At 55.1% G+C, this 26272-nt stretch carries 23 protein-coding genes and 1 tRNA gene; 1 reads left to right on the top strand and 23 read right to left on the bottom strand.

The genetic code is table 11. From position 1 onward, the window contains the following. Nucleotides 1-13: 13 nt before the first annotated feature. The 19 genes from tsaD to AEAE_RS01770 form a co-directional block, all read right to left on the bottom strand. Complete coding sequence (gene tsaD, locus AEAE_RS01860) at nucleotides 14-1060, bottom strand: tRNA (adenosine(37)-N6)-threonylcarbamoyltransferase complex transferase subunit TsaD (RefSeq protein ID WP_094689466.1); 1047 nt, start codon at nucleotides 1058-1060, stop codon at nucleotides 14-16. After that, nucleotides 1060-2784, bottom strand: a complete 1725-nt coding sequence (tsaB, locus tag AEAE_RS06765) for a tRNA (adenosine(37)-N6)-threonylcarbamoyltransferase complex dimerization subunit type 1 TsaB (RefSeq protein WP_244569635.1) — start codon at nucleotides 2782-2784, stop codon at nucleotides 1060-1062. The genes tsaD and tsaB overlap by 1 nt, the downstream gene beginning before the upstream one ends. Before the next feature lies 1 nt (nucleotide 2785). Further along, the gene (gene tsaE, locus AEAE_RS01850) at nucleotides 2786-3325 is read right to left on the bottom strand and encodes a tRNA (adenosine(37)-N6)-threonylcarbamoyltransferase complex ATPase subunit type 1 TsaE (RefSeq protein ID WP_094690066.1); all 540 of its coding nucleotides are present in this window, start codon (nucleotides 3323-3325) and stop codon (nucleotides 2786-2788) included. A 96-nt stretch (nucleotides 3326-3421) separates the two neighbouring features. After that, entirely contained in the window at nucleotides 3422-4366 is a 945-nt protein-coding gene (holA, locus tag AEAE_RS01845; protein ID WP_094689465.1) for a DNA polymerase III subunit delta, read from the bottom strand. 98 nt (nucleotides 4367-4464) lie between these two features. Continuing rightward, nucleotides 4465-6153 (bottom strand): ComEC/Rec2 family competence protein, encoded by a 1689-nt coding sequence (locus AEAE_RS01840; protein WP_094689464.1) that lies wholly within the window; start codon nucleotides 6151-6153, stop codon nucleotides 4465-4467. After that, nucleotides 6140-7132 carry a ComEA family DNA-binding protein gene (locus tag AEAE_RS01835; RefSeq protein WP_148139939.1) on the bottom strand — a complete coding sequence of 331 codons (993 nt, stop codon included), beginning with the start codon at nucleotides 7130-7132 and terminating at the stop codon, nucleotides 6140-6142. Before AEAE_RS01835 ends, AEAE_RS01840 begins: the two co-directional genes overlap by 14 nt. A gap of 64 nt (nucleotides 7133-7196) precedes the next feature. Then, nucleotides 7197-8177: an aminotransferase class IV gene (locus AEAE_RS01830; protein ID WP_094689462.1), complete on the bottom strand. Its 981-nt coding sequence runs from the start codon at nucleotides 8175-8177 to the stop codon at nucleotides 7197-7199. A gap of 110 nt (nucleotides 8178-8287) precedes the next feature. Beyond that, on the bottom strand, nucleotides 8288-11296 hold the full coding sequence (gene leuS / locus AEAE_RS01825) for a leucine--tRNA ligase (RefSeq protein ID WP_244569588.1): 3009 nt from the start codon (nucleotides 11294-11296) through the stop codon (nucleotides 8288-8290). 118 nt (nucleotides 11297-11414) lie between these two features. Beyond that, complete coding sequence (locus AEAE_RS01820) at nucleotides 11415-12722, bottom strand: amino acid ABC transporter permease (protein WP_244569587.1); 1308 nt, start codon at nucleotides 12720-12722, stop codon at nucleotides 11415-11417. A gap of 4 nt (nucleotides 12723-12726) precedes the next feature. Continuing rightward, nucleotides 12727-13440, bottom strand: a complete 714-nt coding sequence (locus tag AEAE_RS01815) for an ABC transporter permease subunit (protein ID WP_094690064.1) — start codon at nucleotides 13438-13440, stop codon at nucleotides 12727-12729. Between the two features lie 10 nt (nucleotides 13441-13450). Next, the gene (locus AEAE_RS01810; RefSeq protein ID WP_244569633.1) at nucleotides 13451-14266 is read right to left on the bottom strand and encodes a glutamate ABC transporter substrate-binding protein; all 816 of its coding nucleotides are present in this window, start codon (nucleotides 14264-14266) and stop codon (nucleotides 13451-13453) included. 165 nt (nucleotides 14267-14431) lie between these two features. Beyond that, nucleotides 14432-15220 carry an amino acid ABC transporter ATP-binding protein gene (locus tag AEAE_RS01805; protein WP_094689460.1) on the bottom strand — a complete coding sequence of 263 codons (789 nt, stop codon included), beginning with the start codon at nucleotides 15218-15220 and terminating at the stop codon, nucleotides 14432-14434. 233 nt (nucleotides 15221-15453) lie between these two features. Next, entirely contained in the window at nucleotides 15454-16398 is a 945-nt protein-coding gene (locus AEAE_RS01800; protein ID WP_094689459.1) for a magnesium transporter CorA family protein, read from the bottom strand. A gap of 185 nt (nucleotides 16399-16583) precedes the next feature. Then, the gene (locus tag AEAE_RS01795; protein ID WP_094689458.1) at nucleotides 16584-17060 is read right to left on the bottom strand and encodes a DUF488 domain-containing protein; all 477 of its coding nucleotides are present in this window, start codon (nucleotides 17058-17060) and stop codon (nucleotides 16584-16586) included. A gap of 222 nt (nucleotides 17061-17282) precedes the next feature. Beyond that, entirely contained in the window at nucleotides 17283-18278 is a 996-nt protein-coding gene (gene nrdF, locus AEAE_RS01790; protein ID WP_094689457.1) for a class 1b ribonucleoside-diphosphate reductase subunit beta, read from the bottom strand. Between the two features lie 280 nt (nucleotides 18279-18558). Further along, on the bottom strand, nucleotides 18559-20709 hold the full coding sequence (gene nrdE, locus AEAE_RS01785) for a class 1b ribonucleoside-diphosphate reductase subunit alpha (RefSeq protein ID WP_094689456.1): 2151 nt from the start codon (nucleotides 20707-20709) through the stop codon (nucleotides 18559-18561). A 50-nt stretch (nucleotides 20710-20759) separates the two neighbouring features. After that, entirely contained in the window at nucleotides 20760-21317 is a 558-nt protein-coding gene (gene nrdI / locus AEAE_RS01780; protein ID WP_094689455.1) for a class Ib ribonucleoside-diphosphate reductase assembly flavoprotein NrdI, read from the bottom strand. Nucleotides 21318-21519: 202 nt separating this feature from the next. Next, entirely contained in the window at nucleotides 21520-21789 is a 270-nt protein-coding gene (gene nrdH, locus AEAE_RS01775; RefSeq protein WP_094689454.1) for a glutaredoxin-like protein NrdH, read from the bottom strand. Between the two features lie 256 nt (nucleotides 21790-22045). Next, complete coding sequence (locus AEAE_RS01770; RefSeq protein WP_094689453.1) at nucleotides 22046-23290, bottom strand: MFS transporter; 1245 nt, start codon at nucleotides 23288-23290, stop codon at nucleotides 22046-22048. Between the two features lie 367 nt (nucleotides 23291-23657). Between AEAE_RS01770 and AEAE_RS07015 the strand changes: the two genes are divergently transcribed. Continuing rightward, nucleotides 23658-23741, top strand: coding sequence for a helix-turn-helix domain-containing protein (locus AEAE_RS07015; RefSeq protein WP_420809217.1), 84 nt, complete (start codon nucleotides 23658-23660; stop codon nucleotides 23739-23741). Between the two features lie 226 nt (nucleotides 23742-23967). Here the strand turns inward: AEAE_RS07015 and AEAE_RS01760 are convergent, their stop codons facing one another. The 4 genes from AEAE_RS01760 to AEAE_RS01745 all read right to left on the bottom strand — a co-directional run bounded on the left by AEAE_RS01760 (nucleotide 23968) and on the right by AEAE_RS01745 (nucleotide 26152). After that, nucleotides 23968-24615 (bottom strand): cation efflux transmembrane domain-containing protein, encoded by a 648-nt coding sequence (locus AEAE_RS01760; protein ID WP_094689452.1) that lies wholly within the window; start codon nucleotides 24613-24615, stop codon nucleotides 23968-23970. Then, nucleotides 24612-24971, bottom strand: a complete 360-nt coding sequence (gene cmtR, locus AEAE_RS01755; RefSeq protein WP_094689451.1) for a Cd(II)/Pb(II)-sensing metalloregulatory transcriptional regulator CmtR — start codon at nucleotides 24969-24971, stop codon at nucleotides 24612-24614. Before cmtR ends, AEAE_RS01760 begins: the two co-directional genes overlap by 4 nt. Before the next feature lie 249 nt (nucleotides 24972-25220). Next, nucleotides 25221-25928, bottom strand: coding sequence for a metalloregulator ArsR/SmtB family transcription factor (locus AEAE_RS01750; RefSeq protein WP_244569631.1), 708 nt, complete (start codon nucleotides 25926-25928; stop codon nucleotides 25221-25223). Nucleotides 25929-26079: 151 nt separating this feature from the next. Beyond that, nucleotides 26080-26152, bottom strand: a tRNA-Ala gene (locus AEAE_RS01745). Nucleotides 26153-26272: the final 120 nt, after the last annotated feature.

Here is a 26272-nt window from a genome sequence, read left to right as displayed (position 1 = left end):
CCGAATGCCGAATTCAGTGCATCACAATCTGGTCAAGAGCCATGGCTGAGTCGATCGAGAAATCCAGCGGGGATGGTTCAACACCGGCGTTCATGAGGTTCGAACCGAGCATGGCAACCATGGAACCGTTGTCCGTGCACAATTCTCGACGTGGTAATCTCACTTCGACATGCTGCTGTTTGCCCTTGGCCAGCAAGGCTTCGCGCAACTGAGAGTTCGCCGAGAAGCCGCCACCCACGATGAGGGTATCCGAGCCGAGGGCCTTGCATGCTTTCATGGCCTTACCGGAGAGCACGTCTGCCACCGAATCAGCCAAGGAAGCGCACACGTCATCGACGGGAATTGGCTCACCTTGCTCCTGGCGCTGTTCGATCCAGCGAGCCACGGCGGTTTTCACACCGGAGAAGGAGAAATCATACGGGTGCTGCTTGCCCGCGTTTCCTTTCGTTAAACCTTGAGGAACGCGCAAAGCATTCTTATCACCGAGCTTCGCGTGACGGTCAATATGAGGGCCTCCAGGGTAGGGGAAACCCAGCAAGCGAGCAATTTTATCGAAGCACTCGCCTGCTGCATCATCCAACGTCGTGCCCACAATACGCACATCGCGAGCAATATCTTTCACCTGCAACAGCGAAGTATGCCCGCCCGAAACAATGAGTGCCAGCGCATTTTCTGGGATTGCTCCAAACTGCAACTGGGTGACGGAAATATGGCCGATCACATGGTTGATACCGTAAATCGGCTTATTCGCAGCCAAGGCGAGGGCTTTCGCACCAGAAACTCCCACAGCCAAGCAGCCGGCCAAGCCCGGGCCTGCGGACACAGCAATGCCGTCGATATCACTCAAATCGAGATTTGCTGACTCGAGTGCCTTCTGCACCACAGGAACGAAGGCTTCTGCATGCGCGCGCGAGGCGATTTCCGGAATCACACCGCCGTAGCGAGCGTGCATATCCATAGAGCTGGCAACTACGTTGGCAAGAAGGGTGTTTCCTTGTACGATTCCCGCTGCTGTTTCGTCGCAGGTTGATTCGATGCCCAGGATGATTGGCTCAGCCATCAGTTCTCCTCCCCCTTCTCATCAGCGTTTTGAGCGGCGTTTCCAGCGGTATCGTTTCCCGCATCTGCACCGCTTACCTCAGCGTGGCGCGTGTCAGCTTGAGCTTCGCGAATCGGATTGCCTTGCCCCGGCGTGCAGTCGTTGGCAAGCTGGGAAGCGCATGTAAATTGACTGCGCTCACTTGCCCACGTTGACAGGTCCTTCCTCATTTCAAACGCATCCACATCCTCATAAGGAAGGTAGTAATGCTCAATGCGGCGTGTGATTTCGAAACCGAATTGACGATACAGCTGTTGAGCCGCATGGTTGACCACTTTGACTTGCAACAGCATGTACTGTTGACCTTTTGCCACAGCATCATCCAGCAGCCAGAGCATGAGATCATTCGCAACATGCTGACGACGGAAAGCAGTGAACACGCACACGTCGAGAATCATGCTCTCCCCTTTCTGCCGTGTCCACGAAGCAGCGAACCCTGCAATCTCCTTGTTGATAGTCACCACGATGCGGTCCTGATCAGGCTTGGCGAGCTCCTTATCCAGGAACTGAGAATCCCAGCCGACTGGGCCGAAAGCCTCAGCCTCCAACTGCTGGATGTGTGGAATATCAGCGTACGTAGCGCGACGGATCACGCGCTGCGCACCGTCACGCTTGCCGCCGTGCTGAATGCTGTTGCTCATCTCATCACTGAACTGATCCGCGCCGGCTTGCGAACTCTTCTTCGAGAAGGTTTCCAACTCGTCTGGATCATCCGGATCATCCACACCAGGGTCGGTCTTCGTGGCGAAACGCTTGAGATCATCCTTATCCCACTCGCTCCACGCCAAATCACGCGCCTCTTGAGCCGCCTGCTTCTGCGTCTGCGGCGCCTGAGCCCTCAAATTCAGAGGCAACAGCTCGTCAGCAGTCGCCTGGCCAGCCTCACGATTCTTACCCTCCAACACAGGCTTGGGAACTCCCGGAAGCTCAGCATCAGGACGACGCAGATACAACGGCTCGCTGCTTGGCGGCTGCTCACCCCTCGCCTCACGGTTATCCGCCTCAGCAACAGCCAGCTGGGCCATAAACTCCAGCGAATCGGCACTTTCTTGCGTCAGCGACTGGTCAGTATCAATAACCACTGCGAGATTATCACTGCTTAGTTTTTCAAATTCGGCAGCATACTTTGCACTGCCATGGCCCACGACTACCAAGCGCGCAGGCGAAGACGGCAGAACAAAGCCAATCTGCTGGTCAGCATCCTCTTGCGCTTTGGCAATGATCGAGCTCACCCGCTGCGCAATATCTGCCGGGTAAGCAATATCCATCACCGAAGAGGCGAGGGCTTCGCCATCCACGACTTGGAAGAGCTGCCAGTACAGCTGCTTTCGGCGAGCATCGTTGAGCGAAAGCACATAGTAAGGCGTGTTCTCGCGGTTTTGGTAGGCATACCAGCTTGCTTGAGCAGGAATAATCGACTGACCAATCAAACGCGCACCCGTGGCAAATGCGAGAGCACGAGCCGCCACAATGCCCGCGCGCAAGCCGGTGAAAGGCCCGGGGCCAGTGCACACAACGATATCGCTCAACTGGGTTGGCTCAAGGCCAGCTTGCTGCAAGGAGCTGGCAATGCTGGGCTCGATTTGCTCGACGTGTTTGCGCGAGTCGGTGAGGGTGAGAGGCTCATGTCCGGCCACTCCCACGCTCAATCCGTAGGAAGTATCGATGACGAGAACATTCTTCATATCAGTCACTCACTTCTTGTAAAGCTCGCTTGAGATTATCAAAGCGCTCACCCCAGCCCACGCCAACAATGGAGACCACGCGCTCTCCATCAGCACTGAGCTCCGTGCTGTCTTCTTCGTCGTTTCCTTCGCTGCGGTGAATATGAACTTCGAGGCGTGTATCAGCCAAAATTCCAGCCATATGCTCGCCCCATTCCATCAGCACCACCGTGCCTTCGGAAGGGTCTTCGAGCTCTTCATCCAAACCTAAGGATTCGAGCTCATCCATCAGCGCACCCATCGTGTCGTTACCCGGCGCATGCATGACACCGCCGATGCGATACGCATCCACATGCACCAAGTGTGCAGGAGCACCGGAGGCGAAATGCCCATCCAGTTCGCGAGCAATGGTGAAGGTAGGCGACACGATTGGCTCGTCAATTCCCAAGCCTTTGCCAATTCCTTGGGCGAAAGTGGTTTTCCCCGCGCCCAGTGGCCCGGAGAGCAGCACAACATCTTGGCTTGTGAGCTGGCGAGCAAGCGCAATGCCAATCTGGCGCATTGCTTCGGCGGTAGGGGCGGAAAGCGTAAGAACGGGAGTGCCTGCCGGCAATTCCTCACTGACCACAAAACCATTGGCATCAAACTGTGCCATTTTCTACCTTCCCTTACGAGCAATCAGTTCCACAGCACTCTCTAAACGATAAAGAGGGTCTGCACCCGAAGATTTCGCATCACTATCCGCTTGCGCGAGAGCTCGGAAACAGGCGATAATCCCCTGGCTCGTCCAGCCTTGCGACTCCTTGCGATAGTGGTTTCTCACCCAATCGGAGCGAAACACCCCGTTCGGCAGCTTGCGCGGGTCGACGGCGCTCAACGTGAGCTGACGCAAATGTGCAGCAAGCGCTCCAATGATGGCAGCAGGAGCAATGCCGTGAGAAAGCCCATCGCGTAAAGCCACGATCGCTTGAGCAGCATTACCCGAGAATGCGGCGTCGCTGATCTGGAAGCCGGTGACCTCAGGAGAGCCTTCCAACACTTGGTCAACCTGGGCGATATCGACGGGGTTGGCATCCGTATCGTCACACAATTGATCAACGAGAGCGGCCATTGCGCCCGAATCGGAGCCCAGAACATCGCGAATGCGCTGCGCTGCCTGAGCTGTCACTGTGCGCTGATGTGCGGTGAACTCGGCGTTGACGTCAAAGTCGGCCACGGCGATAACCTGAGCGCCTGCGCGAGAAAGCTGGTTGAGAATACCCTGTCCTTTTTGGCCTTGGGGTTTGCGCGCAATCACGCGGTTATCGAGGTTGTGCGTTTTCTTCGCTTCCTGGGCGAAACTCACGAGCGCGTCAACCAGTTCGTCGCTGGCTTTGTCCAGATTATCAATGATGACAATCGACTGCGTGGAGAGCAGGGATGGTGATGCTGCTTCCCACAGGTCTGCAGCGCTGGCATCTTGTGCGTCGAGGGAGATGATCTCTGCTTCGGGCATGTCGCCGCGTAAGTGGTCACGTAATTGCCGTGCTTGACGTGAATTGAGGAACTCATCCCCACCGTTGATCACGCTCAAGGCTGGTGTTTGCACTGTTTGAGCCATCATTCTCCCTTCTTCCTCTATGGTAATTCGACCGGGGTTACAAGCAGCTGACGGCGTGATTCCCTCTCTCAGTGCGCGTTCGATGTGCCTTCAATATGCGTTCAGTGTGGCAGCGACACAGCGAAGTGCGCCACCCACGCCATCACCTCACAACAGACACCACTAACTGCCGCAAACGCGAAACCCAACCACGGAAGAAGCCAACTGGTGAGCAAGGAAAGCAATCCCGCAATAGTGGCCACGCTCACCACCGGTGTGACGAGAAAGTTCGCGAGCACAGCAACGAGCATCGAACTTCCCATCTGGCCGAGCATGAGCATCTGCACAGGAAGTATCGCCACCTGCGCGCTCATGGTGAGAGCCAAGCTTTCACCGAGTTTCTCTCGGCTTTTCGCACTGAAACCCAGGGCACGCAAGAGCCACGTTTTACTCATCAGCTGTGCCCAGTGATGAGCGAGCAGGATGATTCCACCGACTGCAGCGCAAGAGAAGGCGAAGCCCACACTGAGAGCCAAATATGGCGCACAGATTAACACCCCCATGACGCTCCAGCACAGAGCAGAAAGGCTTTGCGCGGGGCGACCTCTGAGGAGTGCCACGCTGGTGAAGCAGGCCATGACCACAGCTCTGAGCAAAGAATCAGAGGGAAAGAGCAGGCTTGCGCATGCTAGTACCAGCGCGAGGCTGATCATCACTTTCATGCTCGCCCACAGGCGGGAACACGCTAAGCGTCTTTTTGCCCACTCTCTGATCAATGCCAAGTGCCCGCCTGAGACGGCGAGAAGGTGGATGATTCCTGCTTCGCGAAACCATTGCGAGAGCTCTTCTTCTCGTTCGTGCAGGTCAGCATGGTGAGAGCTCAGCACATCTGCCCCACTGATTCCCATCGTGACACCAGGTACGAGAATCGCTTGTGTGGGTGGGAGCTTCCGCGTTTGGCGAAGGAAGGCAGTGCGCAGTGAGGCGATGCGAGTACGAAAGGCTGGTGCTGCTCGCACTCGGTAGGAAAGCGGTTGAGTTGCACTACCAGCAAAACTGCCCGTTGAACTGCTCGCTGAACTATTCTCTGAGCTACTCCCCTGTGCTGTTGAAGCAGATGTTTTCGCTTCTTTTTTCATGGCCCAGGCGTCTTGATTTCCATATTGGGGAAGGCTGAGCTTCACTGGCATACTCCACACTTGCGCAACTCCTGCCTGGCACAGCGCGCCTGTTGCAAAGATGCGGATTCGAGCTGAGGACGCAGTGACAATCTGGGCGCGTTGAAGGCTGAGAGCTCGGGCATCGGCATAGCAGTCGAAGCCTTTCTTCGCCGTTGCCAGAGCTGGAGTAGTGAGTTCAAAGGTGATCCGCACCGGCTCGCGCGCAGTTGATGCTTTCTTGCGCTGTGTGGCGAATTGGGCTGAATATCGCCACGAATTGTGCGCAGTTTGTTGCACCGTGTGGTGAGAGGCTTGTTGTGAAGAACTGGCGACGAGCTGAATGAGCGGGTCGGAACGTTGGTTCATCAGCAATACTTCACAGCTGATGAGCATGATCACCAGTGCGAGCGCCGTGACAGCCAGCTGGGAGCTCAGCATGTGAGTAAACCAGGCGGTGAAAGGTGTGCTGTGAGAATAACGCGTCCTGATAATCTCGAGGGCTACGGGAATGAGCAGGAAGCTGAGCGCAATGAGAAGGCCGAATTTGAGCGAGAGGATGTGGCTGAGGCGCAGGGCGGCGACCAGCCACAGGGCGAGTGCGGGTGGCAGGAGGCGGTAATCGCGGGAGCCGTTTTCGTTAACGCACGACAAGGGAATCCCTCCATTTCTCCAGCATTTTCGGGCCAATACCGGGGATGCTGTCGAGCTGGTCGAGGCTGGTGAGTTTGCCGGTTTGGTTGCGCAATGTGATGATCTTGCTGGCCAGCTGCGGGCCGATGCCTTTGACCGTTTGCAATTGCTGCTCGTTCGCGGTGTTGAGGTTGACTTTGCCGTCCACGCAGATGCCTGTTGCGCATGAGTCTGCGGGTTGCGAAGAGGGCGCTTGTGAAGAAGGTGCCGACGAAGGCGCCTGCGAAGAGGATGACGGCGAGCTGGATGACGGCGAGCTGGATGAGAGCGAAGAAGACTGCCGCGAATCGGATTGCGCGGAAGAAGCGGCTGAGGAGCTATTTCCAGAGCCTGAGTTCGCAGAAGAATCAGTGACGGCGCCGGGAGAATTATCTTGACCGTAGCCGATCGTGCCTCGCCGAGTTTTCGTTTCTCCAGCTGAAACTTCAGCCGTTGAGATGAGAAAATCCGTGTTGTTGCGCGCTTGAATGAGCAGCAACGTGAGTGAGCAGGTGAGAGCGAGCGTCAATAAGCAGATGAGCGCGAGTGCACTGGGCGCTCGCCAACTTAAGCGCGGAAGAAGATGCGTACGTTCACTCGAAGAATGAGAGCCCCATGAACTATGCGAACCGCGCAAAGAAGACGATCGGCGTAGCGAGTGTGAACTGTGTGGCGAGAGGTAGAGACTGCGCGAAGGCGGAGAACTGCGATGCGCAGAAGCCTGCGGCTCAGCATCGCGCGCAGAAGAAGCAGCCTGCGAGACCGGAACAGCCTGCGAAGCCGAAGCAACATGCGAAGCCGAAGCAACGTGTGAATCTGCAACAACAGCATCGAGAGCTGCAGAAAGGTCAGTGTGGGGATGCGCGTCCTGCCAGGCGCCAACTTCAGCGCGGGAATCCTCGCTGCACACCCCCACTAACTGAGAAAGCCGCACACGCGGAAAAGTCATGTCAGTAGTCATGACCTCAGCATGCACGGCTTCAGTTCAAAGAACAGGAATTTTTCTCCGATGTGGAAAACTTCGCTCAGCGAGTGGGCTGATAGTTATCGTGAGCCCACTCAGCCTGCTGAGCTTCCTGCTCATAGTGAATAGCATGGTTTGCTTGCTTCACAAACTCCGTATTCACCGCAAACTCAGTGTCATCCAAACTCTTGACGGGGATCACCCAACCGCCGCGCGTCTGGTACACCTCATCCGCTTTCTTCAACTCTTCCACAGGAAGATCCTGATACCTGGTAATCTTGCCCAGCCTTCTGACGTAAGCGAAAAGCTCACGCTGAGAAGTGCCATGAAGAACACCAATCACCGGGTCAGGAGTGACCCATATATCGCCAAACCTCGCCACAATATTGGCGTGAGGAGACTCGAGGCAGTAACCGTCCGTCGTGACGAAAAGCGCGTCATCATAGCCCATGCGCTCTGCCGCACGAGCAGTAGCCATATTCACCACATAACTCAAGGTCTTCAAACCCAACATGAGCCACGGCGAATTCTCAGCCACGCGAGAGTCACGACCAGCAGAAAGCGAAACCATGCGCAAAGGCGTGGTCTCATGCTTCTCCCCCTCGCCATCCAGGTACATCCAAATCGACGGCATACCCGGATGATGCCGGCGACCCACACCCGTACCCGGGTCAGCGCCACGCGAAATGAGGATGCGCAACATCGGGTCATCATGGCCACCCGAGTAGTGAGCAATCAGCTCTTCGCACGCCTCGTGGAAAGCCTTCTCATCAGGAATCGGCATATCCAGCGCCTTGGCGTTATGCTCCAAACGAGCCAAATGCAAGTCGAGGGAAACCGGAATCTTACCGTCAATCACGGAAATAGCCTCAAAGAAGCCATCACCACGCATCACAGCGCGGTCAAAAACGCGAGACTGGTAAGAATCAGGGTCAACCATCACCAAATGGTGAACAGCCGCCTTCTCCTCTTCGCTCACCGGGAAGCCATACCCCGGGAAGAGCTCAGCCGCAACGCCGCGAGCCAACTGAATAGCAACCATTACACAACCTTACTTTCCCCGAACAAGTGTGATGGGTCTGACAGTTGCGACACAACGTGGTGGCGCAACTGTCTGTCACACCCGAGTTTGTCACACTTCTCCGGCGCAGCTTACTTTCCCAGATTTCCAGGGACGATGGAAACGACCTTCGGAGCACGAACGATCACCTTACGAGGAGGCACATCGCCCATGAACTTCTGCACGTTCTCCAAAGCCAAAGCCCGCTTTTCCAGCTCTTCAGCGCTGATAGTCTTCGGCACTTCCATCTTGCCGCGAACCTTGCCAGCAACCTGAACGATGGCCGTGACTGTTTCCTCACCCACAAGCTTTTCATCAGCGACTGGCCAGGGAACGTATGCAATCGAGCCATCATGGCCGAGCTTATGCCACAGCTCTTCGGCAATATGAGGAGCGATAGGGCTGAGCATCAAAACGAGAGGTTCGATGACGGCGCGCGGAACAGAATCCATACCCGTCACCGCATTGTTGAGCACGATGAGCTTGGCAATAGCAGTGTTCGGGCGCATGCCTTCCATCTCTTCGGTCACTGAAGCAATGGTGGAGTTGAGCAGGCGAGCGAGCTTTGCATCTGGCTTGGCGTCCGAAACAGTGACCTCACCAGTCTGCTCGTCGACGACGTTACGCCACAGACGCTGAAGGAAGCGCTGAGAACCCGTCACATCCTTCGTATTCCACGGGCGAGAATCAGCCAACGGGCCCATGCTCATCTCGTAAACACGGAAGGTATCAGCGCCATAGGTTTCATACATATAGTCTGGCGTGACAATGTTCTTGAGCGACTTGCCCATCTTGCCAAACTCACGGTTGACCTTCTCACCATTCCAGGTGAATTCTGGTTCTTCACCATGCTGACCAGAACCAGGAACTTGCTCTACCTCAGCAGCAGGAACGTATTGTCCGCGCTCATCGGTGTAAGCATAAGCCTGAATATAACCCTGGTTGAACAGCTTGTGGAACGGCTCGGGGCTGGAAACAATGCCCAAATCGAAGAGCACCTTATGCCAGAAGCGCGCGTAGAGCAAGTGCAGAACAGCATGCTCCACACCTCCCACGTACAGGTCGATACCACCCGACTTGCCAGCAGTCTTGTTATGGTCAGGACCAACCCAGTACGCATCCTCGGCAGGGTCGATCAGAGCCTTCGTATCCTTCGGGTCAAGGTAGCGCAGGTAGTACCAGCAGGAGCCAGCCCAGTTTGGCATGGTGTTGGTGTCGCGATGGTACACTTTCTCACCATCGCCCAAGTCCAGCTTGACGTTCACCCACTGAGGGTTACGAGAAAGAGGTGCCTCTGGCGAAGAATCAGCATCATCGGGGTCGAAAGTGCGTGGCTTGTAATCGGGCACTTCTGGAAGCTTGACCGGCAGGGCAGAATCAGGCAGCAGGTAAGGAATCTCCTCATCGTCATACACCACCGGGAATGGTTCACCCCAATAGCGCTGGCGAGAGAAGAGCCAGTCGCGCAGGCGGTAAGAAACAGTACCCTTGCCGACACCGTGGCTCTCCAGCCACGAGATCACACGCTTCGAGCCCTCTTCGACGCTCAAGCCGTTGATGTCGAGACTATCGCTCTCAGGGGTTTCCTCCACACGGGAGTTGATCATCACGCCATCATGGGAAACATATGGCTGAGGAACCTCCTGCTCCTCACCCTGCTCGTTGACCACAGGCTTGGCTGGCTTGACAGGAGAAACCACTGGCAGGCCGTGAGCCTGAGCGAAGTCATAATCGCGCTGGTCACCGCCGGGGACAGCCATAATTGCGCCCGTTCCGTAATCCATAAGCACGTAGTCGGCAGTGAAAACAGGCACCTTCACGCCGGTGACGGGGTTTTGCGCATACAGGCCGGTGAAAACACCCGTCTTCTTGTCGGTAGCATTCTGGCGGTCAGCAGCCGTCACGCGCTCGGCATTCTTGCGATACTCCTGCACAGCCTCACGAGGGGAAGCAAACCCAGATTTCCACTCTTCCGGAGTGTTCTCTGGCCATGCATCAGGAGCTTTGTCGATCAGGTCGTGTTCTGGGGAGACGACGACGAAAGTGACAGCAAAAATAGTGTCCGGGCGAGTCGTGTACACGGTGAGCTTGCCGTGAGAGCCAGCCTGCTGCTCGGAACCCGACTGGGAGTTGAGAAGCACCTGGTCGCCCTCGCCGTCATAAATGGCGAAGTTCACCGAAGCTCCGTGTGACTCACCAATCCAGTTGCGCTGCAGCTGCTTGACCTTATCCGGCCAATCGAGCATGTCGAGGTCCTTGGCGAGGCGGTCACCGTAAGCGGTGATGCGCATAGACCACTGGCGAAGCTGCTTGTGGAACACCGGGAAGTTTCCGCGCTCGGAACGGCCGTCTGCGGTCACCTCTTCGTTGGACAGCACGGTTCCCAGGCCTGGTGCCCAGTTGACTGGCGACTTGGACACATAGGCCAAGCGGAAGTCGTTGAGCACGTCAGACTTCTGCTTCTTGGTCAGCTCATCCCAGCGCTTGTCCTCGAAACCAGGGATGGCTTTCTCGCCCGAGCGGAACTTGTTTTCCAGTTCTGCGATCGGGCGGGCGGAGCCCAGGCCCCCGTCAGCGCGCTGATAATCTGGGTCGTACCACGAGTCGAAGATTTTGGAGAAGATGAACTGCGTCCAACGCACATAGTCGTAGTCGGTGGTGGCGAAGGTTCGACGCTGGTCAAAGCTCAAGCCCATGCGATGCAGCTGGCGGGACATGTTGGCGATGTTCTGCTGCGTGGTGACGCGAGGATGCTGGCCAGTTTGCACGGCGTACTGCTCAGCTGGCAGGCCAAAGGCATCGTAACCAATGGCGTGCATCACGTTTTCGCCCTTCATGCGATGGTAGCGAGCCATCATATCCGTGGCGATGTAACCCAGAGGGTGGCCCACATGCAAGCCCTTACCCGAGGGGAAGGGGAACATGGAGATGACCGAGTATGGGGTACGACCATCGGCGTGCTTGCCCTGGTTGTCTGTCAGCTCACCCTCGGCGTTAGCGGCATCAAAAGTACCGTTGTCATCCCAGAACTTCTGCCATTTCAGTTCGATATCCTGGGCAAGAGAGGCGTCATAACGATACTTTGGCTCTGCGTCTGCCACGTGACCTCCTTTAACATGCTGAAACATGCTGAATTTCAGCTTCTACTTCTGCTTTGATTATCCTCATTCACACCGACAGGCGGCACACTTGGCGCTCAAGATTATCAGCGCGTGATAATCAGGAGCGATGCGCATTGTGCTGCGCATTGTAGTCGCGCTCGGCACGACGGTCCTCGTGCCTCTCGCGCGCGATCTCATGCTCCTGCTCCTTGAGCTGCTCGTGGCGATGCTTGCCCTCCCACTTACGCGTACGAACAGCGTTAGAACCGTGGTAATGGTCAGGAATATCGGAGGGGACGCCACCAAATGGACGTTCACGAGAGGCTGTCTCCTGAGCGGTGATGTTATCCGGGTCCAAAATAGCTTCAGGCTGGATGGCGCGAGAACGAGCCACACCGGAAGTCTTGCTCTGCATCTTTTCTGGGATTCGCTGAGCCCAACGAGTCAGCCAGTAGCACAGCACAAAGTAGAAGACTGCCGCCACGAACAAGGTCTGCAATGAGTTGAAATACAAGGCGCCCAACTGGCGAGAACGCTGCAAAAGGTCCGCATAGGAAATAATCGAACCCAAAGCAGTATCCTTCAACACCACCACAAGCTGAGCCACCAAAGCAGGCATGGAAGCGATCACAGCTTGCGGAATTTCAATGGACATCAGAGAGCGCATATGCGACATACCCAAAGCAGTGGCAGCCTCAGCTTGGCCCAGAGGAAGGTTACCCACACCTGAGCGGATGAGCTCGGTCACCACCGAGCCGTTGTACAGTACCAAGCCGGTGACTACTGCCCAAAAGGCTGCCATATCGCTTAAACCGAGCGCTGCATACACTCTCCAGAAGAAGATCATGAATAGCAGCACAGGCACAGCACGACAAAACTCAATAATCACCGAGCTCACCCAGCGAATGATCGCCACCTGCGACAAGCGGCCGAGAGCGAAGACGAAGCCGAAAACCACTGCTCCCACAATGGAGACTGCAGCAGCAGCAAGCGTAGACAAAGCTCCCGGAATGTAGAAGCTCAACCAAGCGCGAGCGTTGAGAGCAGGCTCCCACAGCTTCCAACTCAGCTGGTTCTCCCCCATCGGCGGGTGAGCAAAACGCCACACAATCAGCGCCAGAACAGCCACAGCAAGCACCACGGTTATAGCGTTAGCCACACGAATGCGCGCCATCGCCTTCGGGCCCGGAGCGTCGAAGAGAACCGAATGCTTCTGCGAACGCTCACGCCTTTGCTGACGAGTCACCGGCTTGTCGCTGGTATCCCCTTCACGCAAAGCACGAGGAAGCTTCACCGGGCCATTAGCAACCCTGCGTTCAAAACCACCCGGCACAGCCTGAACGAAAAGCGAAGTGTCGGCGGGCTCGAGAGTGTCAGGGTCGATGGCAGAGTAATCAAAAGAATCACGCGAACTGGTAATCTTCATGCGCTCACCTCCTCACCGCAAGCTTGTTGGACAAGTAAGTTGTTGCCAAACCAATAGGAATAATGAGAATGACGTAACCCACAGCGAAAAGCAAGAAAATCTGCGTAATAGCCGACGCATTGTACTGGATCATCGTGTTCATCAAACTCGAGGTTTCCGCAGCCACACCAGCAGCTGCAGCCACCGTCGAATTCTTGAGCAAAGCGATCAGAGTGTTACCCAAAGGAGCGATGGCGCCGCGAATAGCCTGAGGAAGGATGATGAGGAAAGCCGACTGGAAGAAGCCAAAACCTAGTGAACGGGCGGCCTCAGCCTGGCCCATCGGCACCGTGTTGATGCCACTCATCAGCGACTCCGACACGAAAGGCGCAGTGTAGAGCGACAGGCCGGTGATGGCCAGCCAGTAGAAATTCGTGTTAAAACTCGCCGGAAGCTGGACTTGCAGCTGGATGAAGCAGCCGAGCAGCAGGAAAACCATCACAATGGCCAGTGGCATGTTCTTAAAGAACATCACGATGCCATCGCCCACGCGAACAAGCGAGCTGACCGGAGAAATACGCATCAACGTGAGAACAATTCCCAGCACGAGCGAACCGAGCGCTGCCCACAAGGTGAGCTGGATGTTCATCCAAAATGCGCCGAGAACGTTGTAGCGGGTCAACAGGTCGGCAAACGTGGAGAAATAGCTGGAAAGCGAGGCCAAGAAGCCGTGGAACATACCGGGCATATCAGAACCTCGCAATCTGCTCAGATGGACGAGCATCAAACTTCGTCGGTGGGTTGAATTCGGGGTTGGGCTTGTAACCTGTACCCTTCGTCGCCTTGTCGATGGCACGCTGCCAGGCACCCGAACTCACATAGCTTTTCAGCGCTTCGTTGATCTTTTCCACCAGAACGGCACTGCCCTTCTTCACGCCAATGCCGTAACTTTCTTCGGTGAAGGGGTGGCCGACCACCATGAGCGAGCTGTCTGCCTTCGCAGCAGCCAAGGTTGCGAGGATCAGGTCGTCAGTGGTGACGGCGTCAACAGTGCCGGAGAGCAGTGCGGTCAGGCATTCCGAATAACCGTTGAGCAGCATGAGCTGAGTGGTTTTCGGGAAGTAATCTTGCACGATTTTGGCTGATGTGGAGCCCGTGGCGGAGCAGACCTTCTTGTTGGCGAGGTCGCGCGGGCTGGTAATCTGGGACTTTTCGGTCTTTCTAATGAGGAGGTCCTGCCCGGCGACGAAGTACGGACCAGCAAAATCGACAACCTTCTGGCGGTCCTTCGTGATGGTGTAAGTATCGACGATCATATCGACCGTGCCGTTTTGCAGCAGCGACTCACGCTGTGCGGAGGTCACCTGCTTGAACACGATCTGCTTCGGCGCGTAACCAAGCTTTTCTGCAACGTAACGGGCAGTGTCCACGGCGAAGCCAGAGTAGGTACCGCTTTGCTCGACGGAGATGCCGGGCTGGTCGAACTTGATGCCGATGCGAATTTTCGGGCCGACAACGTCTGCTTGGCTTGCCGAACCGCAGGCTACCAGGCTCAAGGTCGTCATCAGAGCAAGGCCAGCTGCGCCAACGCGCTTTGCGACGCGATTGACGACGCGATTGCCGATAAGGCTACCAGCGCCCTTGGCAGTACGCATCGCGCTGCGCTTTGTGACGCGCTTCAGAAATGTGCTTTTCATCGCTTTCCTCCTTCGCTTGCTGTTTGCTACTGACTAATGACCCAAAATTTTGGACTGGAACTCACGGGCACGCTCAGTGCGCGGATGGGTGAAGAACTCTTCTGGGGACTCGGATTCGAGCACGCGCCCGTCAGCCATGAACACGATGCGGTCGGCAACGTGACGAGCGAAGCCCATCTCATGCGTCACCACGATCATCGTCATACCCTCTTGGGCAAGCTGCGTCATGGTGGTGAGCACCTCCCCCACCATCTCCGGGTCGAGTGCGGAGGTTGGCTCATCGAAAAGCATGACCTTCGGGTGCATGGCAAGCGCTCGAGCGATGGCGACGCGTTGCTGCTGGCCGCCGGACAGCTGAGCTGGGTACTTGTGTGCTTGTGCGGCAACACCGACGCGGTCGAGCAGCTCGAGGGCTTCCTTCTCAGCGTCGGCCTTGCTCATTTTCAGCACTTTGCGTGGGGCGAGAGTCACATTGTCGAGGATGCTCAAATGCGCGAAAAGATTGTAACTTTGGAACACCATACCCACTTGTTGGCGCAGCTTTTGCAGTTCGCGTCCTTCTTGTGGCAGCGGTTGGCCGTCGATGAGAATCGTTCCTTCGTCGATGCGTTCGAGGCGGTTGATGGTGCGGCAGGTGGTGGATTTTCCAGAGCCGGAAGGCCCGAGCATGACGACTACCTCACCTTGGCGCACTTTCAGTGACACATCTTTGAGGACGTGGAGGTCGCCGTACCATTTGTTGACGTGGTTCAGTTCGACGAGCACACGCCCGAGTTGCTTACCGTTATGATCCACCTGGGTTCCAGTAATCGTTGAGCTCATCTCTCCCCTTTCTGTACGGTGTGAGTTTGGTAGTCGGTTTCCGCGCATTTGCAGTAAATATCACAAGATTACCAGTGCGCCGGCTCATTTGCGTTTCCGCACTGTGACGGCGACATTACGGCGGCTGCGCGACAGGCCGCGCGCCCAAACCGCGCGCGAATGCAGGCAAACGCAAAATGCGGCAGAACAAGGTTCTGCCGCACAACGTGGTGACAATCTGAAGCGATTGAGGCTTACCTAAACAGGCGAGCCTTCCTGAAGTAAATCCAGGCCACCACCGAGAGAACCAAAGCGATGAGCCAGACGATGGCAAAGCCCCATACTGTATGCGACAGCGGCATGCCCTTGAGGTTCAAATTCATGCCGTACGCCGAGAAAATAATCGTGGGAATGTTGAGAACAATGGAGAGAATGGAGAAGATCTTCATCACATTGTTCAAGTTATTCGACACGATCGAACCGAAGGCATCCATCATGCCCTGAAGAACTCCAGAGTAGATGCTTGCCATCTCGATTGCCTGCTTGTTCTCGATAATCACGTCCGAGAGCAAATCTTCATCGTCCGGATATTGCTTGATACGCGGCAACTTGGTCAGCTTTTCCAACACCACTTCATTTGAACGCAAAGAAGTAGCGAAGTAGACCAAAGTCTTGCTCAGTTCCATGAGAATGAGAATCTCACGGTTTTGCAAGGAATTTTGCAAATGCAATTCCAGTTTATCAGACTCAGCATCCACGATTCTCAGGTAGCGCAAATACATCTGCGAGTTGCGGTAGAGAATCTGCAGGATGAAGCGCGAACGCATGTAAGTGTAGAAGTTGCGAATGCGGCCTTCCATGAAAGGATGCAGCAGAGGCGTATCCTCCGAGCAGACGGTGATAATCACGTCGTTGGTCACAATGATCGAGAGAGGGATGGTGTCATACCAATCTCGTCCGCCACGGTTTTCTACTGTTGGAATGTCAACAATGATCATCGTGTAGCCTTTTTCCACGTCTACACGAGACCTCTCCTCCTCATCCAGAGGAGCGCGCATATCAGCGAGATCAATGTCGTAGCGTTCAGCAACTTCTGCAAGTTCAGAATCAGCTGGATTAGACAAGGCGATCCAGCTTCCCTTCTCAAACTGTTTGATCTGACGAATATCGTCTTCTTGCGAAATAAAGGTCTTCAGCATGGCATCACCTGCCCTTCATATGAGCTCGAAAGCTAGCCTATAGTGAAACGCAGCGGTAGGCTTGCGGCCTGTCGGCAACTGGCCGACATCTGATCCGCGATCAGCGTGAGGCCGGCTTGAAGCTCCCCGCTCTCCTGCGCCAAAGCGGTATTTTAGGCCTCAGCCTACCCAAAGAAAGCCGCCATTCACTGTGCAAGGTTTGCTTGCCTCACCACGCCCTGGACACACAAATCGCGCTCGAGCAAGTGGAAAAGAACTACGGCTTGGTTATGCTCGCGGTCGCGCGCAGAATACAGCACAATCACGTCATTGCCAGCCTTCAGCTGCTCGGCGGTGACGCGCTTCAACTCTTGGTAAGCTTCAGCTTGGCTGGGCTTTTTAGCTTTCTGTGGCTTGAGATTATCAGCCTGCTGCCTGCCCTTCACACCTTCTCCCCCGCCCGTGAGCTCGTGCGTATAACGTTCCACGAATTCAGGGAAGCGCTCAGGGATATGGTTAAACCACTTGCGCAGCTCGGTCGAAGGTGCTGCATACTTCGCCCATAAGTCGAGCTGAGCGTCAGCTTGGGAGAGCCCACGCACCCAGCCGTGGTCAACGAGAATGCGATAGCCGTTCGTATTCGCTGGTTTATCGTAAATCCGTTCTAAACGCAGAACTGCCATGAGTACCTCGGAAGTGATTTGGCGCAGTGATAATCTCAAGCTCTACTATAGCGAGGGAACAGGAGGCTCTTTCAGCCACAAAAAAGCTCACCTCAGCGCAAGCCAAGGTGAGCTCAATATACTGCCGCTTCCCTCTTCCAGATTGCCTCACATCACCGTGCCGTACTCGTTCGTACTGTCAGCAATGTGATAATCTCCTATCGGCAAGCTCAGCAGCTTCGATCAGAAGTCCCAATCGTCGTCGTCGGTCTCAACAGCCTTGCCCATCACGTAAGAAGAGCCAGAGCCGGAGAAGAAGTCATGGTTCTCATCGGCATTCGGGCTGAGAGCGGCCAGAATTGCTGGATTGACGTCAGTGGCTTCTGCTGGGAAGAGTGCTGGATAGCCGAGGTTCATAAGAGCCTTGTTCGCGTTGTAGCGCAGGAACTTCTCAACGTCCTCAACCAAGCCAACTTCAGAGTACAGAGACGTGGTGTACTGCTCTTCGTTGTCATACAGCTCGTTGAGAAGGTCATACGTGTAATCTTGCATGCTGTCGCGCTCTGGCTGAGTAAGCTGCTCCAAGCCCTTCTGGTACTTATAACCAATGTAGTAGCCGTGAACAGCCTCGTCACGAATGATCAGGCGAATCACATCAGCCGTATTGGTGAGCTTTGCGTGTGCAGAGAAGTACATCGGCAGGTAGAAGCCAGAGTAGAACAGGAAGCTCTCCAGCAGGGTCGAAGCAACCTTGCGCTTATAAGGATTATCACCCTCATAGTAATCGAGAACGATCTGCGCTTTCTTCTGCAAGAACTCGTTTTCCTCACTCCAGGAGAATGCTGCATCAATTTCCTTGGTGGAGCACAGGGTGGAGAAGATGGAGGAATAGCTCTTGGCGTGCACCGACTCCATGAAGGCGATGTTGGTGTACACAGCTTCCTCGTGTGGAGTCAGTGCGTCAGGAATGAGAGAGACTGCGCCGACAGTACCCTGAATGGTGTCGAGCAGGGTCAGGCCGGTGAACACGCGCATGGTGAGCGTGTGTTCTGCCTCGCTCAGGCGCTGCCAGCTAGGAATGTCGTTGGAAACTGGCACCTTTTCTGGCAGCCAGAAATTGCCTGTCAAGCGATCCCATACTTCGAGATCTTTTTCATCTTCCAGACGGTTCCAGTTGATGGCGCTCACTCTGTCGATCAGCTTCAGTGGCTTGCGGGGAACGGAAATCGGTGGGACCATTGTCTCTGCCTCTCTGCAAGTCGCTTTCACAACTTGCTTTCGAATTTCTTGAGATTATCACTACGTCTCCTGCACTGGGCCTGTGAGCCTGTACAGCTCAAAAGCCCAACAAGCCCAGTGCAGCTGGGCGCACCTTGCGCAGATGCGCCCCTATCTGAAGTTATGAAACTTGTGCTTGTGTCGTCATCGCCTTGTCGTCATTGCTGTGTCGTTGTGACTAACGGATCAGACAACACAGGTAAAAGACAATACAGGAAAACGCCTTACTGGCCAGATTCAATCACAGTGTGCAGCTGACGCACCCCTGAACTTCCGTTCCGGAGAGAGCCTGCTGGCGCAGACGAATGTAGTAGAGGGTCTTAATTCCCTTACGCCATGCATAAATCTGAGCCTTGTTCAGGTCCCGAGTGGTGGCAGTGGACGGGAAGAACAGTGTCAAACTCAAGCCCTGGTCAACATGAGGTGTGGCGGCAGCATAGGTATCAATGATGGCCTTCCATCCAATCTCGTATGCGTCGGCATAGTACTCGAGATTGTCATTGGTCATATATGCTGCCGGATAGTAAACGCGACCAACCTTACCTTCCTTGCGAATCTCGATCTTGGAAACGATCGGGTGAATCGAGGAAGTGGAGTGGTTGATGTAGGAGATGGAACCCGTTGGTGGCACTGCTTGCAAATTCTGGTTGTAAATGCCATCCTTGAGGATCTCATCACGCAGTTCGGCCCAGTCTTGCTTTGTTGGCAAGCTGACATGGAACTTCTCGAATACTTCGCGCACTTTCTGCGTTTGTGGCTCAAGGGTCAACGTACCATCGGTGTACTTGTCGAAGTAGTTTCCTTGGCCAGCAGGCTTCGCATAGGCGGAAGTCTTAAACAAAGCGAAAGCCTTGCCGCGTTCAACTGCCAGCTCATGGGAAGCCTTGTAAGCGTTGTACGCCACAGTCATGAAGTACAAGTTGGTGAAGTCGAGTGCTTCTGGAGAACCGTACATCATTCCTTCACGAGCCAGGAAGCCGTGCAAATTCATCTGACCCAGGCCAATGGCATGGCCTTCTTCATTGGCACGACGAATGGAGGGGACTGAATCGATGCTCGTATGCTCAGAAACCGCGGTGAGCGAGCGAATAGCAGTACGCACGGTATCAGCCAAGCCTGCATCCATTGCTTTAGCGATGTTGAGGGAACCCAGATTGCAAGAAATATCACGGCCAACATGGCTATACGTCAAGTCAGTGTTGAAGCTGCTCGGCTCTTGCACCTGCAAGATCTCCGAGCACAGGTTCGACATGGCAATGCGCCCTTCGATCGGGTTGGCGCGGTTGACGGTGTCTTCAAACACGATGTACGGGTAGCCAGATTCGAACTGAATTTCAGCCAGAGTCATAAAGAATTCGCGCGCGTCAATATACGTTTTGCGAATGCGATCATCGGCGACCATCTCGCGGTAGTGATCGTTGACGGAAATATCAGCGAATGGCTTGCCGTAGACGCGCTCAACATCATAAGGGCTGAACAGAGCCATCTTTTCATGGTTCTTGGCCAGTTCGAAGGTGATATCAGGAATGACAACACCCAAGGAGAGCGACTTGATGCGGATCTTCTCATCGGCGTTCTCACGCTTCGTATCCAAGAATCGCATAATGTCTGGGTGATGAGCGGAGAGGTATACAGCGCCTGCACCCTGGCGAGCTCCCAGTTGGTTAGCGTAGGAGAAGGAATCCTCCAGCAGCTTCATAACAGGTACGACACCGCTGGATTGATTTTCAATGTGCTTGATAGGAGCACCCAATTCCCTGAGGTTGCTCAGCAGAAGAGCGACGCCGCCGCCACGCTTGGATAGCTGCAGTGCTGCGTTAATTGCGCGTGCGATGGATTCCATGTTGTCCTCAATGCGAACGAGGAAGCAGGAAACTGGCTCACCGCGCTGAGCACGAGCAAGGTTAAGGAAGGTTGGAGTTGCTGGCTGGAAGCTTCCATTGATGATGGCGTCAGCAACGGTGAGAGCCATCTTTTCATCACCAGAAGCAAGTTCGAGAGCAACTGCACCAGCACGCTGAGGGAAATCTTCCAAATAGTTCTTGCCGTCAAAAGTTTTCAGAGCATAGGAGGTGTAGAACTTGAATGCGCCCAGGAAGGTGTCAAACTCGAAGTGCTTGTCCTCCAGGTGTTGGTAGAAGCGGTCGAGGAACTCATCAGAGTACTGTGCAAACACTTCTGGCTCGTAGTACTTGTTTTCGATGAGGTAGTTGAGCCTCTCCTTGGTGGAGGGGAATGTGATGGTGCGCTTGGCAATCTCGCCAGTCACATATTCACGCTCTGCCTGCTTATCCTTGTCGAACTGGATTTTGCCATTCTTGTCATACAAGTTGAGCATGGCGTTGAGTGCATGGTAATCATGCGCTGGATCGTAAGCAGTTGGCTCACTCATTATTGCCTCCGTAAAGCTTGCTATCGACGGGAACGAGGATGCTATGGGGATCAGTGCACAAGTGCGCGCTGCTCATTTTCTTTCATTGCCTCTTGCATACCTGGAACATCTACCTTGCCTGCGGAGAGGTCAGCGAAGAACTTTACCAGGCCGCGCTGAACAGCTTGAACGTCTTCTGGGGTTCCCATCAACTCAAAGCGGTAGAGGTAGGGAATGTGGCATTTTGCGGAGATCATATCCCCTGCCGCGCAGTATGCTTCACCAAAATTGGTGTTGCCGGAGGCGATCACTGCGCGAATCCACATGCGGTTTGCTGGGTTATTGAGGAACTGCTTGACCTGCATAGGAACGGCTTTTTTCGGATTTCCTCCGCCATAAGTAGGCACAACGAGAACGTAGGGCTCGTGAATATGAAGTTCAGGATCGCTTCTGCGCAACGGCAGACGATACACATTCATACCCAGCTTGTCGAGCTCACAGTTGGCGATGAAACGCGCAGTGTTCTGTGATACGGAAGAGAAATAGACGACAGAACCAATGGCGTTTCCTTGAGCCTTGTATTCTGGCTCGCTGCTTTCCTGGCCAAGCTCGCTTTCTGCGTTGCTCACGTTGTTGCCTCCTTGTTGCCTCTTTGCTGTACTCGCTGCTGTACTCGCCGAGGAATTCTTTCCTGTTGAAGCTCGAACACAAGAAAAACCCGAAATGCACTGCCTGTGTAAGGAGCATGTTGGGTTTTAGCGCAAAGAGAAGTATGTAATTGTAGCTGGCGACTGTTTACATTGCCAATTTCTTGAGATTGTCAGGCTGCGTTCAGCGCACGCTTGAATAAGCGACTGCTCGCAGTGCCTCCGGGGTGCTTGGCACGAGAGCCTTGATCTTGTCTGGGCGATAGCCGCTCCATGCATCATGGTCTGTCATGACGACGGGAGCCTGCTTAAAACCAGCAGCCAAAACTTTCTTCAAAGCTTCTTCATCTTGGGTGATGTCAATCTCTCGGTAGTCAACACCCAAGCGCTTCAACTGACGCTGAGTTGCAGCGCACTGAGGGCAATGAGGCTTGGCATAGACGGTGACGTTCATAAGGACCTCTCTTCTCATCAATTGGTTGCTCACAGTATCGTATATGAAAATGAAGAGCGAAATGACCACAACAGGTAGTGTCGTTACAAAGTTTTAAACACTACATCTAGTGTCGTCTTGAAAAATCAAGCCTTGGACTGTGGAAAAGTTTATTTGTGAATTTTGTCATTTCGGCGCGTCTGGCGTGTTGTTCGCCTTGAGCAATTTCGGGCATAAACCAAGGTCCTGCTCCCCTCAGTAAACACCCGCCAAGCCCTCACTCATCCAGCAGGCGCACTTGAGGCAACAGCCACAACACCACTGTCAACACCAGAAAGGCACTACCACAAAAAACAAAGAAGGAAGGAACACTCACACCATCAACGAAGAAGGCAGATGCAGCCAAACCCACTGGCATAGCCCAGGCTTGCAAAGATTGGAACAGCGCAAAAGCTCTACCCAAATACTTCGGAGCAATACGCTGCTGGATCAGAGCAGTCACTGGAGCATCATAGAGCGGCTGACTCAAACCCATGATGGCATTCAAAATGACAAACAGAACAAAGCCAGAGCGAGGAAGCAACCCAGACCACACTGTTGTCACACCAAAAATCAAACAGGATAACAGGATAGAATGCGACTTCTTCTTCAAACCACCCGTTGCACCGACAATAGCGCCACCCACAATCACACCAGCTGACCAGACAGCTTCAATAAGAGCCGCTCCCCCAGTTCCCGCTTTGAAGTAGTCAATGCTAATCAGAGGGAAGAGTGCAGCAAGCGGAGAGAAGGCAAGATTAAACAGAAAAGCTCCAATGAGCAAGGTAAGCAAGCTTTTATCAGCTCTGATAATCTCAAAGCCTTCCCAGGCCTGACGAGCAGCCTCTTTCACCTCAGCAGAGGCTGTTTCTTGACGAGCGATAGTCCTCTTGCGCGTATCGCGCACCTGGGAAAGCAAAACGCAGCCAGAAGCTACCACAGCGCCGAGAACGTCCAGAACAATCATGCTGTTCAAACCCCAGTGCGGGTACATCCAAGCAGCCACAGCCATTCCAATGAGGTAGCCACTTTGCTGAACAATCTGGCTGATGCCAGCCAGCCGATCGAGCATCTTCTTCGGCGCAATAAGAGGCGTGAGTGCATTGAAAGCGGGAGTGTGCACGCTTTGACCGCAGGAGCGGAGGAACAAAACCACGAGGACGAGCCACAGCGGAATGCTCCCCACACCCCATGCCCATAATGTGACACATAAACTGACCAGAGCAATGCTCATATCCGCGCTGATCATCACTACAGGGATGGCAAAGCGGTCAACCAAAACTCCTGCAATCGGGCCCAACAAAGCAGCAGGAAGGAAACCTACCAGCGAAGCTAAGGTGACGGCAAGAGGTGACTGAGTCGTCATCGTAATATGCCAGATAAAGCCCATCTGCAGCACAGAACTGGTGAGAACAGAGAAGAGTTCGCCGCCCCATACAGTAGAAACGGTACGCACCCACGGCTGAAGCGATGCACGTGCCATCAACTCTCCTTACTCACCTGGCGATTGACAGTGGCAATCTCACGACGGCAGCAATGTCGTGACAACAAGTAACGTGAGACAGTGGCAATCTCACCTTATGAGCTTGTCAGCTCACTGTAGCAGAGGATTTTAACAAAAAGGCCCTATTGCACTCAGCCACTGCAACCGGGCCGGGACTAGCCGAAAGGGTAAGGCTAGCCGTCCCGGATGAAGGATCAGCCTTTCACAGCGCCCGAAGTAACACCCTCGACGATGAAGCGTTGCACGATCAAGGATGGCAGGAGGTAATCATTTCAGAAAGTCATCGCATCAATATCAGTATCGACTGAGCGATTAACCTGCAGCAGAACGCCGAGAGTTCACCGAGATTCATAAGAGGTCCAGTCGTGGCCTCACCCAGGAGCGTTTGGCTGTCCTGCTCGGGGTGCCGCGTCAGGCAATCTCCAGGTGAGAGTCGGACCGCGCGGCGTATGCACCACTGGGCTCGCCAGGTCGCCTCTCCAGTGCCCGTGCTCGCAGCAGCGGGTACGCGCACCAAAAATATCGAGGTGGGCACCGGTGTGATTGATATGCGTTAGCACATGTCCGAGTCATGACACTCGTGAAGTGTGATGGAAACACGGAGACCCCCAGAAACAGCGCTCCGGGGGTCTCCGTCATCCTCTCGTGGGTGGGAATCAGTCGTCGTCGCGACAAGCCTCCAGACCTTCGAACGGCGACTCGACGTCGCCGCGCCAGGCCTCCAGGCCCTCGTGCACCGCGAGCACCGCCACGACCAACGCCGCGACCGAGTCGGCCCACCACCAGCCGAACAGGCTGTTGAGGACGAGGCCGATGAACACTGTACCGGAGAGGCAGATGCACAGGATGAGCTGCTTAGCGTCGGCCATCACGCTCTTGGAGCCCAGCTCTCGCCCGGTGTGGACCTCGATCCATGCCAGCAGCGGCATGACGACCAGGCTCAGCGCGGTGATGCCGAGGCCCAGCGGGCTGTGGTCGAGGTCCTTCTGACCGATAAGCGCGAGCACCGCATCGATCGAGACGTAGGCGGCCAGCGCAAAGAAGGCGATGCCGATGGCCTTGACGGTGACCTTCTCCCACCGCTCGGGGTCCTTGCGCGTGAACTGCCAGGCGATGGCGGCCGCCGAGAGCACCTCGACGACTGAGTCGAGCCCGAAGCCGATGAGTGCGGCCGAAGAGGCGAGGACGCCCGCCCAGACGGAGACGATGGCCTCGATCACGTTATAGGTGATCGTGAAGCCGACGATGAAACGAACGCGGCGGTGCAGAGTCGCGCGGCGCGCGGTGGTCAGGGTCTCGCTCACGCCTCCACCCCCGTCCTGCAGCAGCACGGCACCGTGCACGCGGAGTCCACGCACGGCGCATTCTCATCGACAGTCAGCGTCACGTCCACCAGCGCGACGAGCGCCGCCGCGAGGCGCGGGTCGGCGATCTCATAGCGGGTCCGCCGCCCCTCGGACTTGCCGATGACGATCCCGCAGTTGCGCAGGCAGGTCAGGTGGTTCGAGACATTCGAGCGGGTCAGGTCCAGCTCGCGCGAGAGCACGTCCGTATAGCTCGGGCCGTCGAGCAGTGTCATGAGTATCTTGGAGCGCGTCGGGTCGGCCATGGCCCGGCCGAGCCGGTTCATGACGTCGAGGCGAGAAGCAATAGTCAGCATACACTGAATTATACAGTAGACACTGACTAATGTCCAAGCTCACACCCTTAGATTGGACCGACAAACACAGAGCGAGGAGCTGCCTGAGAGAGTGATCCGAAGTGACATCCGGACTTCACCAAGAGCTTTTCACCGGCTCCACACGACTCTTATGAGAGCTACGGAATCTGCGCGAGAACAATAAAAATGTCACTCCGAATACCTCCCGGTTGTACCAAGACTCTTTGCAACCAGAGAGGATCATGGGGATTACCCTTGGGAGACTGTGTCAAGCAGTTCTTGGACACGTATTCTGATTTGGTCGATGATGCTCCGGACTTCTTCCAGTGAACGGTCGCTGGGGTCGTCGATCTTCCAGTCTTGATAGTGGACGCCCGGGAAGAAGGGGCAGGCTTCGCCGCATCCCATGGTGACGACCCAGTCAGACGTTTTCACCTGTGCAGGGTCGAGTGGCTTGGGTTGAGAATCGGGTTGGAGGCCGAGCTCGGCGAGGGCCTCAACGACGACGGGATGAACCGCATCAGCAGGCTCGGATCCTGCCGACAGGATCGTTACGCCTTTTGGTGCAAGTTGCTTGGCTAACGCTGCAGCAATCTGGGAACGTCCGGCGTTTTGCCGGCAGGCGAACAAGATCGTGGTTCCTGTGGCTGTGTCATTAACGTTCATGGCGACTCCTAGGGTCACGTTTGCGAGAAGATTTTGATCAAAATCTGGGTTGAGCGTGAAGTACGCACATTTCCCTCGCTTTTGCCTTTCGAGAACTCCGGCTTTGACCAGCTTGCCTAGATGGTGGGAAATCGTCAACTGGCTCATGCCGAAGGCCTCAGGGAAGTTGCATGCGCACACCGGGGACGGGGCGGACTGTTTGACTATTAAGGCTAGCTGCAGTCGGGTGATATCACCCAATGCTTTGAAGTGCTCTACCTGAGCCTCAAGTGATGCTGTAGGTGAGGTCACCTCACCTACAGGGCAGATACACGTGCGATTATCACTCGCTCCTCCATAAATCTTTCTGACCAGCACTTTCCGAGCTTCGTTGTGGGATGAGACGCTGGAAATAAAAAAGGACTACCTTCGTGCATTTGTATCACAAAGGTAGTCCTCATAGTGGAGCTAGTGGGATTCGAACCCACGACCCCTTCCATGCCATGGAAGTGCGCTACCAACTGCGCTATAGCCCCAGTGAGTTGTCTATGACAACAGAAAGAAACTATACGCGGACACCAGGCAAAGCGCAAGCACATAGCCTTTCGGCGTGTTGGGCAAGCTCGTCAGTTCTCCCTCTCCTCCACTGCCCTCTC

Origin of the sequence: Aeriscardovia aeriphila (genome assembly GCF_002259595.1) — a bacterium.
In the GTDB taxonomy this organism is placed as follows: Bacteria; Actinomycetota; Actinomycetes; order Actinomycetales; family Bifidobacteriaceae; genus Aeriscardovia; species Aeriscardovia aeriphila.
The sequence above is the reverse complement of the archived record's forward strand: the minus strand, read 5'-3'. Positions and strand labels throughout refer to the sequence as shown.

Bases quoted from the DNA above. Each gene is read 5' to 3' on its own strand.
- tsaD (WP_094689466.1), bottom strand. From the start codon at position 1,060: ATGGCTGAGCCAATCATCCTGGGCATCGAATCAACCTGCGACGAAACA.
- tsaB (WP_244569635.1), bottom strand. From the start codon at position 2,784: ATGAAGAATGTTCTCGTCATCGATACTTCCTACGGATTGAGCGTGGGA.
- tsaE (WP_094690066.1), bottom strand. From the start codon at position 3,325: ATGCGCCAGATTGGCATTGCGCTTGCTCGCCAGCTCACAAGCCAAGAT.
- holA (WP_094689465.1), bottom strand. From the start codon at position 4,366: ATGATGGCTCAAACAGTGCAAACACCAGCCTTGAGCGTGATCAACGGT.
- AEAE_RS01835 (WP_148139939.1), bottom strand. From the start codon at position 7,132: ATGACTACTGACATGACTTTTCCGCGTGTGCGGCTTTCTCAGTTAGTG.
- AEAE_RS01830 (WP_094689462.1), bottom strand. From the start codon at position 8,177: ATGGTTGCTATTCAGTTGGCTCGCGGCGTTGCGGCTGAGCTCTTCCCG.
- AEAE_RS01820 (WP_244569587.1), bottom strand. From the start codon at position 12,722: ATGAAGATTACCAGTTCGCGTGATTCTTTTGATTACTCTGCCATCGAC.
- AEAE_RS01815 (WP_094690064.1), bottom strand. From the start codon at position 13,440: ATGTTCCACGGCTTCTTGGCCTCGCTTTCCAGCTATTTCTCCACGTTT.
- AEAE_RS01810 (WP_244569633.1), bottom strand. From the start codon at position 14,266: ATGACGACCTTGAGCCTGGTAGCCTGCGGTTCGGCAAGCCAAGCAGAC.
- AEAE_RS01805 (WP_094689460.1), bottom strand. From the start codon at position 15,220: ATGAGCTCAACGATTACTGGAACCCAGGTGGATCATAACGGTAAGCAA.
- AEAE_RS01800 (WP_094689459.1), bottom strand. From the start codon at position 16,398: ATGCTGAAGACCTTTATTTCGCAAGAAGACGATATTCGTCAGATCAAA.
- AEAE_RS01795 (WP_094689458.1), bottom strand. From the start codon at position 17,060: ATGGCAGTTCTGCGTTTAGAACGGATTTACGATAAACCAGCGAATACG.
- nrdF (WP_094689457.1), bottom strand. From the start codon at position 18,278: ATGGTCCCACCGATTTCCGTTCCCCGCAAGCCACTGAAGCTGATCGAC.
- nrdE (WP_094689456.1), bottom strand. From the start codon at position 20,709: ATGAGTGAGCCAACTGCTTACGATCCAGCGCATGATTACCATGCACTC.
- nrdH (WP_094689454.1), bottom strand. From the start codon at position 21,789: ATGAACGTCACCGTCTATGCCAAGCCTCATTGCCCTCAGTGCGCTGCA.
- AEAE_RS01770 (WP_094689453.1), bottom strand. From the start codon at position 23,290: ATGGCACGTGCATCGCTTCAGCCGTGGGTGCGTACCGTTTCTACTGTA.
- cmtR (WP_094689451.1), bottom strand. From the start codon at position 24,971: ATGCTGACTATTGCTTCTCGCCTCGACGTCATGAACCGGCTCGGCCGG.